This is a genomic window from Oceanospirillum sediminis, from assembly GCF_014164585.1.
GTDB classification, from domain to species: Bacteria; Pseudomonadota; Gammaproteobacteria; order Pseudomonadales; family Halomonadaceae; genus Oceanospirillum; species Oceanospirillum sediminis.
Genome location: NZ_JACJFM010000011.1, coordinates 128,072 through 138,755 on the forward strand (window position 1 = coordinate 128,072; position 10,684 = coordinate 138,755).

Annotated in this window: 17 protein-coding genes; 6 read left to right on the forward strand and 11 right to left on the reverse strand. The window is 47.7% G+C overall.

Annotated features, from left to right (window positions below; all coding sequences use genetic code 11):
• Positions 1-2: 2 nt before the first annotated feature.
• Positions 3-734, forward strand: coding sequence for an MlaA family lipoprotein (locus H4O21_RS10705; protein ID WP_368737543.1), 732 nt, complete (start codon positions 3-5; stop codon positions 732-734).
• On the opposite strand, the gene H4O21_RS26295 is transcribed toward H4O21_RS10705, so the two are convergent.
• Positions 674-1,048, reverse strand: coding sequence for a PilZ domain-containing protein (locus tag H4O21_RS26295; protein WP_182808859.1), 375 nt, complete (start codon positions 1,046-1,048; stop codon positions 674-676). The genes H4O21_RS10705 and H4O21_RS26295 overlap by 61 nt on opposite strands.
• Positions 1,049-1,191: 143 nt before the next feature.
• On the opposite strand from H4O21_RS26295, the gene H4O21_RS10715 reads away from it, so the two are divergent.
• On the forward strand, positions 1,192-2,346 hold the full coding sequence (locus tag H4O21_RS10715) for a PP2C family protein-serine/threonine phosphatase (RefSeq protein WP_182808860.1): 1,155 nt from the start codon (positions 1,192-1,194) through the stop codon (positions 2,344-2,346).
• Positions 2,347-2,365: 19 nt separating this feature from the next.
• The gene (locus H4O21_RS10720) at positions 2,366-2,878 is read left to right on the forward strand and encodes an STAS domain-containing protein (protein WP_182808861.1); all 513 of its coding nucleotides are present in this window, start codon (positions 2,366-2,368) and stop codon (positions 2,876-2,878) included.
• Positions 2,879-2,967: 89 nt separating this feature from the next.
• Here H4O21_RS10720 and tal read toward each other — a convergent pair whose 3' ends face one another.
• Entirely contained in the window at positions 2,968-3,918 is a 951-nt protein-coding gene (gene tal / locus H4O21_RS10725) for a transaldolase (protein WP_182808862.1), read from the reverse strand.
• A gap of 121 nt (positions 3,919-4,039) precedes the next feature.
• Positions 4,040-5,077 (reverse strand): tRNA dihydrouridine(20/20a) synthase DusA, encoded by a 1,038-nt coding sequence (gene dusA, locus H4O21_RS10730; RefSeq protein WP_182808863.1) that lies wholly within the window; start codon positions 5,075-5,077, stop codon positions 4,040-4,042.
• A gap of 136 nt (positions 5,078-5,213) precedes the next feature.
• On the opposite strand from dusA, the gene H4O21_RS10735 reads away from it, so the two are divergent.
• Entirely contained in the window at positions 5,214-6,245 is a 1,032-nt protein-coding gene (locus tag H4O21_RS10735) for a site-specific integrase (RefSeq protein WP_182808864.1), read from the forward strand.
• On the opposite strand, the gene H4O21_RS10740 is transcribed toward H4O21_RS10735, so the two are convergent.
• The 8 genes from H4O21_RS10740 to H4O21_RS10775 all read right to left on the reverse strand — a co-directional run bounded on the left by H4O21_RS10740 (position 6,242) and on the right by H4O21_RS10775 (position 9,359).
• On the reverse strand, positions 6,242-6,475 hold the full coding sequence (locus H4O21_RS10740) for a pyocin activator PrtN family protein (protein WP_182808865.1): 234 nt from the start codon (positions 6,473-6,475) through the stop codon (positions 6,242-6,244). The genes H4O21_RS10735 and H4O21_RS10740 overlap by 4 nt on opposite strands.
• The gene (locus tag H4O21_RS10745) at positions 6,465-6,776 is read right to left on the reverse strand and encodes a phage antirepressor KilAC domain-containing protein (protein ID WP_182808866.1); all 312 of its coding nucleotides are present in this window, start codon (positions 6,774-6,776) and stop codon (positions 6,465-6,467) included. Before H4O21_RS10745 ends, H4O21_RS10740 begins: the two co-directional genes overlap by 11 nt.
• Positions 6,773-7,006 carry a hypothetical protein gene (locus tag H4O21_RS10750; RefSeq protein ID WP_182808867.1) on the reverse strand — a complete coding sequence of 78 codons (234 nt, stop codon included), beginning with the start codon at positions 7,004-7,006 and terminating at the stop codon, positions 6,773-6,775. Before H4O21_RS10750 ends, H4O21_RS10745 begins: the two co-directional genes overlap by 4 nt.
• An 81-nt stretch (positions 7,007-7,087) precedes the next feature.
• The gene (locus H4O21_RS10755) at positions 7,088-7,267 is read right to left on the reverse strand and encodes a hypothetical protein (protein ID WP_182808868.1); all 180 of its coding nucleotides are present in this window, start codon (positions 7,265-7,267) and stop codon (positions 7,088-7,090) included.
• Positions 7,245-7,595 carry a hypothetical protein gene (locus H4O21_RS10760; protein WP_182808869.1) on the reverse strand — a complete coding sequence of 117 codons (351 nt, stop codon included), beginning with the start codon at positions 7,593-7,595 and terminating at the stop codon, positions 7,245-7,247. The genes H4O21_RS10755 and H4O21_RS10760 overlap by 23 nt, the downstream gene beginning before the upstream one ends.
• A gap of 16 nt (positions 7,596-7,611) precedes the next feature.
• Positions 7,612-8,160, reverse strand: a complete 549-nt coding sequence (locus H4O21_RS10765) for a hypothetical protein (protein WP_182808870.1) — start codon at positions 8,158-8,160, stop codon at positions 7,612-7,614.
• An 11-nt stretch (positions 8,161-8,171) separates the two neighbouring features.
• Positions 8,172-9,035 carry a hypothetical protein gene (locus H4O21_RS10770; RefSeq protein ID WP_182808871.1) on the reverse strand — a complete coding sequence of 288 codons (864 nt, stop codon included), beginning with the start codon at positions 9,033-9,035 and terminating at the stop codon, positions 8,172-8,174.
• Positions 9,036-9,137: 102 nt separating this feature from the next.
• On the reverse strand, positions 9,138-9,359 hold the full coding sequence (locus tag H4O21_RS10775) for a hypothetical protein (RefSeq protein WP_182808872.1): 222 nt from the start codon (positions 9,357-9,359) through the stop codon (positions 9,138-9,140).
• A 181-nt stretch (positions 9,360-9,540) separates the two neighbouring features.
• Here H4O21_RS10775 and H4O21_RS10780 point away from each other — a divergent pair, with 181 nt between their 5' ends.
• Together H4O21_RS10780 and H4O21_RS10785 are read left to right on the forward strand one after the other, a co-directional pair.
• Positions 9,541-9,726 carry a hypothetical protein gene (locus H4O21_RS10780; RefSeq protein ID WP_182808873.1) on the forward strand — a complete coding sequence of 62 codons (186 nt, stop codon included), beginning with the start codon at positions 9,541-9,543 and terminating at the stop codon, positions 9,724-9,726.
• Positions 9,727-9,884: 158 nt separating this feature from the next.
• Entirely contained in the window at positions 9,885-10,109 is a 225-nt protein-coding gene (locus tag H4O21_RS10785) for a hypothetical protein (RefSeq protein WP_182808874.1), read from the forward strand.
• Positions 10,110-10,684: the final 575 nt, after the last annotated feature.

The window sequence follows — 10,684 nt, forward strand, 5'->3', positions numbered from 1 at the left end:
AAGTGAATGCTATTGTAAATCTCCGGGCTTTTTGTCTGGTTGCTTTGTTATTTTCTGGCATGGTTGTGGCCGATGCTCCATCTGATCCGGATCCCTGGGAAGGCTGGAACAGAAATGTGCATGGTTTTAATGAAACTCTGGATACTTATATTGCGCGTCCTGTTGCTCAGGGGTACCGACTGGTTACCCCCGGGATTGTTCGCCAGGGTGTCGGTAATTTTTTCAGTAATCTGGGGGAAATACCGACTGCGGTGAATGACTTACTGCAGGCCAAACCCGGAGATGCGGCAACGGCTACGGGTCGCTTTCTGATTAACAGCACTCTGGGAGTATTGGGGCTGATTGATGTGGCATCAATGGCTGGCATTGAGGAACATCGTGAAGATTTCGGACAGACACTGGCGGTCTGGGGGGTTGGCAGTGGGCCTTATCTGGTATTGCCTGTTCTGGGGCCGAGTACTCTGAGAGATACTTTCTCTCTTTATCCGGATTATCTGCTGGACCCTGTGCAGGCGTTACCAGTCTCGGATGAAGAGAAGATGGGATTGAATGTTCTGAAATTAGTTCACAGGCGTCATCAATTACTGGATAGTGAGTCTATTGTTCAGGGGGATAAATATATCTTTATTCGTGATGCTTACCTGCAGAGCCGCCATTATGAGATTAATGACGGTCAGGTTGAAGACAGCTTTGATTCAGACCTGGATGACATTGATCTGGATGATGATTTCTGACGTTGAATCTCATCCTCATCAATCACTTCCAGAATCTCAAGACCTGTTCGGGCCTTTTCACCCGGTTCATTATGGATAACCCGTGCTCTGGTACAAAACGGATCGAGACCAAGCGGGCTTCTCAGGATAAGAAATACCTCTGTTCCTTTATTCAGAGGGGAGTCCATTGTAATTCTGAGTCCGCTAGTGCTAAGGTCGAGGCAATGCCCGGTACTTTCCTGGTGGGTTTCACAGACAATGATTGATACAGGACTATTGATTCTGACTCTGGGGTATTTTCTTTTCTCATCAAATGGTGAAATAAAGTTCATCATCAGGTCCTCGTGTCAGGTTGCGAACCGTTACATCAACTATGGCACAAGGTGGTAATAGCTGCCACCTTCATATTTCCCTGGAGATATTCAGGGTTTACACTAGTAAAATGAACTAAAGGACTGTAAAAGGACCTGTAGCTATTATGCTGTCGACTATTGCGGATGCGGTTTTTATTCCCTGTTGGGAAGATACAGGCGACCTGACGGGACGTCTGGAGTCTGAGCTGAGTATTAATAGTCTGACTCCGGATGCATCTGAGGTTGAGGTTTCCTCGGAGTGTGAGCTGGTTCTTTTTTATCTGAAAAAACATGATGACCTGTTCCGTCTGGAAAAATGGCTGAGATCAGACAGGCATTTCGCTGTAATTCTTCTGGCCGAGGAGAGTGAAGCTGATGACGTTTTACGAGGAATGGAAGCCGGCGCTGATGACTATGTTCTGAATGCGGCCCAGCATTTTAATCTGGTGTCTCTGGTTGCACACAGAGCGGTTGCCCGAAGAAGAGAAACCCGGCAAAACAGACAAACTTATGATGAGCTGGAACAGACGAATCTGGAATTGATGACCAGTCTGGATGTGTTACGACAGGATCAGCAAGCCGGACGTTATGTGCAGCAAAAAATGCTGCCGAAAACGCCCTGGGAATTTCATCAATTGAATTTTGAGCATAAAGTCTGCCCCTCTCTTTATCTGAGTGGCGACTTTGTTGATTATTTTCCAATTGATCGGCAACGGGTGCTGTTTTATCTGGCTGATGTATCAGGTCATGGTGCCTCATCTGCTTTCATCACTATCCTGTTGAGAGTGTTCATTCGACGCTTTGTTACCCGCACATTGATTCGGCGACAGGAAGTTTCTCCGGGGGATGTCTTATCTGAACTGAATAAAGAAATTCTGCTGACGGGGCTTGGTAAACATGTCACTATTTTTCTGGCAATGATAGATAGCGAAAAACATAATATGCGCTATTGTAATGGAGCACAGTATCCGGCTCCGGTGCTGGTCGAAAAGGGAGAAGCGACTTTCCTGGAAGGTAAAGGTATGCCCGTTGGACTTTTTGACGATGCGGTCTATGAAGAGTTTGAGTTATTGTTACAGCCGGGCTACTATCTCTCGCTGTTTTCCGATGGTGTGTTTGAGCTAATGGATAGAGGCTCTCTGGCTGAGAAAGAGGCGAAACTGCTTCAGTTGTCAGAAAAGTTTGCGGGGAATCATTCTGGGCTGGTTGATAATCTTGCGCAGATGGGCATGGAAGATTCTCCTGACGATGTCACTCTGATGACGGTGTCCGGTTGTTAAAGGTACCCGGTTATAAATTATGCAAAACGGTAAGATTATGGTCGCCGAAAATCAGGACGTTTATGTTCTGAAATTTATGGGCGATGTAAGGCTGACACTATGTTCGACTATTGATTCTCTGTTAAAAAGAATTTTTGGTCATGGAGAACTTAAATCAGTCGTTGTTGATCTGACGGAAACAGAAGGTATTGACAGTACGGCACTTGGATTACTGGCAAAAATTGCAGTGAATGCCAGAAGTGTCATGGAGCATAAGCCTGTTATTATCAGTACCCGTGAAGATATCACTCATATTCTTCAAACTATGGGCTTTGAGCACTACTTTGAGATACAGGAAGAGCCGGTTCAGATCTGCTGTCAGATGAAAGAAGCTCCGGTGCTGGATGAATGTGCCGAAAGTGTCAGGCAGAAGGTCATTGATGCTCATCGTATTCTTATGGGGCTGAATCCTAAAAATAAAGCCGAGTTTGAGCCTGTTGTTTTTGCCCTGGAAAATTGCACTTCAACTATCGAATCGCACCAGACTCACTGATGCCATCTGCCTGAATAATAAAAAGCCTGCATGAATGCTCATACAGGCTTGTTTTATCGATTGCTAAAGTAAAAGTGAATAAAGGGCTATTAAAGTTCTGTTAACAGAGCTTCCAGTTTATCCTGGTCCTGAGCAAACAGACGGATGCCCTGAGCCAGCTTTTCTATGGCCATCTCATTCTGATTCATTTGCCATCTGAACATCGCTTCAGTCAAAGTTTCCGCTTTCTCTTTTCGCTCTGAAGGTGTTGTCAGCATCTGGCGCAATTCACCCTGGTCCTCCCCGAGTTGTTGCAGTAAAGTAGGGCTGATGGTGAGCCGGTCACATCCTGCCAGATGCTCAATTTCATCGGTGTTACGGAAGCTGGCACCCATCACAATAGTCGGGTAGCCATAGGTTTTGTAGTAGTGGTAAATATCCCGTACAGAGCTGACCCCCGGATCATTAGCGCCAGAGTAATCCTGTTCCGGGTTTGCTGTTTTATACCAATCCAGAATACGACCAACAAATGGTGATATCAGCGTGATTCCTGCTTCTGCGCAGGCTATGGCCTGAGGCATGGCAAATAACAGAGTCAGGTTGCAACGAATACCCTCCTGTTCCAGTACTTCAGCGGCTTTAATACCTTCCCAGGTTGAGGCTATTTTAATTAATACCCTGTCAGACGGAACATCTTTTTCTGCATATAGTCTGATCAGACGGCGAGCCTTTTCAATGGTTGCACGGGTGTCAAATGAAAGGCGTGCACTGACTTCTGTGGAGATGTATCCGGGGATAATACGGCTGATTTCAGCTCCGATAGCGACGGAGGCTCTGTCCGATGCGTAATCCAGTTGTTGCGCCGGATCAGATGTTTCTTTCCGGGCTTTAGCTATAGCCTCTTTCAGCAAAGGCTGATATTCAGGCTTATCTGCAACTTTCAGCACCAGGGAAGGGTTTGTGGTTGCATCCTTAGGTTGCAAATCCCGGATTGCGTCAATATCTCCGGTATCTGCAACCACAACCGTCATTTGACGAAGCTGTTCCAGTTTACTTGGCATATCAGGGTGTCCTGCGTTTAAAAATCTCTTGTTTTTAAAGAGAAAAATTAAATTATGCAATAACACTATGACAGACAGAGTAAACTGTAAAGTGGTTCAGCATGAGGTTTTTGTCTGGGTGTCAGTCAGCGTAACGGCTATCCTGGTATTGTTGATCAGCAATAGCTTGCTCAGAGACTAAAGCCAGGGCCTGTTCGATGACTTCAGGGCCTGCGCCAGCTTTATAAGCGTTTTCACTGATATAACGACGGAATTTACGGCCTCCGGCACAGCCCTGAAAAATACCGAGCATATGTCGACTGATATGGCCAAGATAACAACCATTCTGTAACTGGCTTTCGATGTAAGGCAGCATCATTGATACTGCATCATGACGGGAAATAACATCCCGGTCAGAGTTAAATAAACGTTGATCAACTTCAGCCAGCAAATAAGGGTTCTGATATGCTTCGCGGCCAATCATAACACCATCCACAGAGTTTAAGTGCTCTTGCATTTCAGAGAAGCTTTTAATGCCACCATTAATGACAATTTCCAGTTGTGGATACTGTTCTTTCATCTGGTAGACCAGATTATAGTCCAGAGGTGGGATTTCTCTGTTTTCCTTCGGACTCAGGCCGTCAAGCCAGGCTTTCCTTGCATGAATAGTAAAATTTTTACAACCTCGTGCCATGATTGTTTCCAGGAACGCAGGAAGTAGTTCAGCAGGCTCCTGATCATCAATACCAATACGACATTTTACAGTGACCGGCTTATCTGTGGCACTCTGCATGGCCTCGATACAATCGGCAACCAGTTCTTTGTGGGCCATAAGACAAGCACCAATCATATTATTCTGAACTCTGTCACTGGGGCAACCGACATTCAGATTGATTTCATCATAGCCATATTCCGTTGCGATACGTGAGCATTCCGCCAGATGCTCCGGGTTGCTTCCACCCAGCTGAAGCGCCAGAGGATGTTCACTATCGTTATACGCCAGAAAACGATCCCTGTTTTTACCGTACAGAATAGCTCCGGTTGTAACCATTTCTGTGTACAGAAGTGCTTCTTTGCTCATCAGGCGGGCAAAGTAACGATAGTGGCGATCTGTCCAATCCATCATGGGGGCGACGGAAAATCTTCTATTCGGATAATTCGGGGTTTTTTCAGTATTCATGCGGCTTTCAGAGGTTTGTTAATCAGAATTAAATCACTGGTGATACCCTGAAATACCCCAGAATATCAAAGTTAGTGTACCATTATTGTACCAGTTGGCTGTTTTGGCCAGAAAAAGGAAAATAGGTGGTACACTGATGGCGACATTTCAGAAGCGTGGTACACGCTGGCGGGCTATTGTACGCAAAAAAGGGCATCCCGCACAGAGTAAAAGTTTCACCACAAAAGTGCAGGCACAGCGCTGGGCAGCACAGATTGAGCTGGATATAGAGAACGGCGTATTCTCAGCAACTGAACCAGGGTTGACCCTGACCGTTGCAGAACTGTGCAAGCTCCACGTTAAACACCTGGAGCGTAGCAACGACCACCGACACGATACACAGATGCGCTCTAATAGCAAGGTAGTCTCTGAAGCCTTTGAATGCACGCTGGCGGATTTATCTCTGGCTATGGTCAGAGAGTTTGCAGAAGCCCGTGTGAATGTCGATAAAGTCTCTCCGGCAACCGTTCGGCATAACCTGATGTTTTTGTCCGGAGCCATCTCAACTGGCGTTTATGAAGCCGGTGTACCAGAATCCCTTCGTAATGATTACCGGTCATGGCTGAGTGTGTTGAAGCGTTCCGGCTTATCCAGACCTCCTGTCAGTCGTGATCGCCGGATCAGTCCGGAAGAGCTGGATCTGATCTATACCCATGTTCAGCATAATAATGCTCTGGTCAGGATCTCTTATCGTCATGTGATTGAGTTTGCGATTGAATCTTGTATGAGGCTGGGGGAAATCTGTCGTTTGAAGTGGGAAGATTATGATGCTGGTAAGAGCACTATTATCATCAGGGATCGTAAACACCCGACAGATAAAAAAGGCAATCATCAAACGGTGCCTTTGCTGGCCGGTGCTAAACGTATTATTGAAGAGATGCCCAGGCAGGGAGAGTTTATCTTTCCTTATTCAGCTGAATCGGTCTCTGCAGGATTCAGAAGAATCTGCAAATTCTGTGAGATTACAGATCTGAAATTTCATGATCTGCGGCACGAGGGCGTATCCCGATTATTCGAAAAGGGGATGCCGATTCAGGAGGTGGCGATGATCTCTGGCCACAAAGACTGGAGTAGCCTGCGCCGGTACACAAATCTGAGACCGGCGGACGTGGCGGAAAAGTGGTCTTAGGCTGCTGTATTGTTAATGGCTTTTTTCCGTTGGGTGTCAATCCAGTGGGCTGCATCGTCAATATGAACCAAAAGCTTTCGGTTTTCCCGGATAACGGGAATAGGAAAAATATTAGCCGAAAGCTGGTTTTTAGCCGTAACAAAAGAGATCCCCATTTCTTTGGTACAAAAGACCTCTAAAGGAATCAATGTTTGCTGGTAGATCGCCAGCAGAGCAAAATCAGTTCGCATTTGTTTTCTCACTTTTGCGGTTGCTTCTGGTTGGTTTGTGAGGTTCTTGCGGGTGCTTTTCCATCAGCTGGGCAATATAGGTCAGCCCCTGCGTGGTCACTTTGGTGGTCTGGGTGTAAACGGTGCGGCGGCCTCGTTCATACTGGCCGTCGATCACTTTAAAGAATCCGTGAAAGCACAGGTGATAGGGCGGGATCGTGCCCTGAAAGCCAGCGTGATCCCGTAAAAACTTGTACAGAGCATTGCGGCCACCGGGGAAGCTCAGCTTTTTGGCAGCCTCTTCAATGGACAGCTGGCTCATGTGTCGCCTCCAATCATGCGGTTGATACGTTTAGCGGCTTGAATGGCCTGCTGTTTGTCATAAGTGCGGCGGCTGCCGGGCAGTGGCCAGTAAACAAAGTTGTTGCTATCACGGAAGGCATCCAGCTGGGCGCGACCGATGCGGATGCCATGCTGTCCCAGTTCTTCGTCAGTGTGAGCGTAAATGACGGCAGAGGATTGGGTAACGGCAGGGTTAAATGTCTTAGTCATAATGTCTTCCTTGTATTAAAAAGCCCCGGTCGGTGCCAGGGCTTCAGATGTCATGAAATGTGTGTGGGGTAACAGGGCAGATCATAAGGCGGGAAACTTCCTCCGGGCGGCCTGAATACCCATCTCTTCGACCAGCTTCATGCTGTTCTCAATGGCTTCTTTCAGAGTGTTGCCTTCTGCCATCAGCAGACGCTGATAACATCTCAGTTCCACTAACCAGAAGTAATTGCCCTGTTGATCAAGCTGCGGTGTGAACTTCATCTGCTGATGCTCCTTGTTCGGTTTGGGAGGGTTTGAGCAGCCAGAGAAACACCTGGTCTTCGCTCTTGCTGACTGCGGCAACGAAATAGCCCTGTGTTGTTTTCTGCAGGGCCTGTGCGTCCGGGTGTGAGGTATCACCGGCCAGCCACTGATCAATAACCTTTGTCTTGATGCGTTGGCCAATAGCCATAACCTGTGATTCCAGGTTGTTCATCATGGCCCAGGCTTCCATCTCATGGCTGGGGGTATCGTCTGACCAGTCTGGAAGACCGGGGTGCTTCCAGTGGCCATCGGGATCGCGTTTGATGGGTACGGCTTTAAGGGTCATTTGATGTGCTCCTGATTCATGGTTTTTTATCTGCAGGTACTGCGAAGATTGCGACAGGTTCTGCATAGTCATCGTCGACATGGTCGAACTCGATAAATTGAGCGACAAGGAAACTGTCCGGGGTTGGTCTGGCGTTGTACTCCGGGTGCCAGTTAATCAGATCTCTTCTGACTATTTCGTCCATGATGGGAGTGTGGTCAGTATCCTTGAAGTAAACTTTCTGGGCCTTGAAGTCACCTTGAGTCAAATGGCTTATAAGGTCTGCGATTGTGTTTTTTTCGTTCTCATTGGCTTCTATTGCGGGGTGTATCCAGCCGCCGTTATCACCGGGGTGGATTGCTGTAGGCCCCAGACGGCTGGTAGAAATAGGGATGTTGTGTTGGCTGCAGAATGTTTTGAATTCGTCCATATCCTTTATTTCAAAACTAAGGTTTATGCTGCCAGCGTCCAGAGTTATCGACTTAGTTGTAAATGCTGAGTGGGTTTCCAGCTTTGCTGTCAGATTTGGGATTGTATGTATGGTTGTGATGACATTGCTGGTGAGTGAGATTGTTGTTAAAGACATGATGTTTTCCTTTAACTGGTAACGGGCCGACCATCCGGCGACCTGATCAGTGATTTAAGCCGGGCAGTAAAAGTGCCCGGTTCGGTTATGGATTGTGGGGATGGCGTTTGTAAGGATGAGATTGCGTGACCTTCGGATCGCTGGGTTTCAGTCGCTTCCAGAGGCGTATTGTTCTCTGTGGCCCTATGAACGGATGCGGTGGCCACGGGTGTTACCGTCATGGATATACCCTCTGACAAGGCAGAGACAGACACCGTTAACGCCAGTTCAATCAGTACCGCTACCAGAAGATAAGCAGCGGTCATCACCTGATCCGGGTTGGCATTCAGTTGTCTGGCGATACGCTCAAAAAGTGCGGATGCCGCCGTGTTGCTGCTGGCCGGTAAAGCACTCAGCTGCAGGCGTAATGCTGAGATCTGATCCTGAATGGCCGGGAGCTTATCCAGTGTCTTTAAAGCCCGGCTGCGATAGCCGTTCTCGCTGTCGGTTTTAGCCGTGGCCTGAATGCTGCTGGCTTGTGCCTGCAGTTGCTGAATCTGGCTGGTGAGTAGCTGATACTCCTGGCTGCCGGTATGCTGCCGATGTTGTTGCTGTTGGGTATCGCCAATCAGCGCACCGGCACTGGCCGCGATGCTGAGCAGGGTCAGTAATGCCCAGGTGACAAAGTAAATGCCTGCAGAGAAATGCCTGCCCTGACTCCAGCCCCGGATGCCATACGGCAGCGCGGCATACTGAACCAGAGCCAGTGCGATGGCCACGGCACCATAAGCGATACCGGTAGCGGTATCATCCGCCAGCTGCAGCAACAGACGCACGCTGAAATAGCTGCTGGCGGTAAAAAGTACAGCGGTGGTGATCAGCCAGATCAGGCGCATAGACGGCTCCTTAATAGCGACAGTAAATGGATGGTTCCGGTTTTTCTCATGAAAATGAGGCTTTAAAAACAAGTGGTTAGCTGGAAAAAGCGGGTATAGGGGTTAAAACAAACTCAACTGTTCCTCCCTGTGTTTCAGCTCCAGTAGTACCGGGTTTGGCTTATCGCTCATAACCCGCTGCATCTCTGTATGCTGTTCCTTAATGGTGTCGGCCTGCATCAGCAAGTGATCCCGGACAAAGCTATCAGCTGAGGCATAGGCTTTATCCCGATAGGACTGCTCTTTATCTCTCAGATGAATCAGATTAACGAGGCTGGGTTCCATAACATGCTCCTTAAAAAGGCCCCAACCTACCGGAGAAATGGAACGGCAGGCGGGGCAATACGCTGGTGGGAAAACGGCAGAAAGATCAGGACAAAGTCTTACACGGGTGGTCAGAAAAACCTGCTACGCTGAAACGGTACAAGAGAAAAGGGATTCTCTTGCCCACGTACAAGTAACAGTTATGAAAATGCGACTCTTCATTATCAGCACGATGATAAGCCTGTTTCTGTTCTTCTATCTGTTAATAGACATGCCGTTTACAGACAGCCTGATTCCAGCGGCCTTTGTTGGCTCCTGCATTCTGTTGATGCGGGAATGGGATATAGAAGATGACAGAAAACATAACTCTGAACGCAGGGATGACTAACCACGGATAGGACAGTGTCATGCAAACAAGGACATCAGACCGAAAGGATCGGCGCTTAGCCAGGGTCATGAAAGACCACTCGGGGTGTGATCCACCGGGTGGTGGCTGAATCGTTTAAAAATAGTGCCCTGGTATCCTATGAAATCAGAGGAAGATTTATGTCTTATCGTGAGCCTCAAGAACCCGAGGCAGTACAAGCTGCTGTAAAAGCGTTGCTTCAGTGTCAGCAGAGACTTTTGGAAGCCACTCAGACATTTGTTTGTGGAGAATCTCTTGAATTTGATCCGAAACTTCGTCTGAGGCACATGAACCTGCAAGTGGCGGTACATGAGCTAGAAGTTCGGGCTGGAAATCTGGTGCGTGATATTCAAAAGAAACTGTAGTCGTTAACCCCTTTTGAGTGATGGACGTTTGAATCTTAGTGGTCATGGGCTGTGCTCCTGAGGTCGGTGGTTTGAATGTTTCCCTGCTTAGTTCGGGGTATCGGTATAAAGCCCACTCTGTCCAGCTTATGCCTTGGCCAGAGCTGGGTATGTTTTTGCTAAGCATTTAGATCCTCTCTTTAAAATTAAATCTGACTAAAAAATATTTATACGACATATATAGTCTTGGTTTTCTCTGTACCCCTTGCCAGATATAAAGTCTGGCTTTTATCATAAGTAATCTTGCCAATTTTTGGATCCTCGACGTTAGGTGTGGATTCCTGTTTGAGAGTTGTAGCAAAATAAGCACTTTTTTCAGAGAGGATAAATCATGGACGGCAATCAGATTTTTGCACTGGGCCTGGGATTAGAAGCGCCCTGGAAACTGGTTGATTAGCACCTGGATATATCCTCATCACCTCACCAGTTGCATCTGACTGTTGAGGCCGATCGTGGCAGCCTGTTCCCCTGCCCTGAATGCGGACAGGCATGCCCCGCTCATGACTATAAAGAGCTGACCTGGCGACACTTAAACT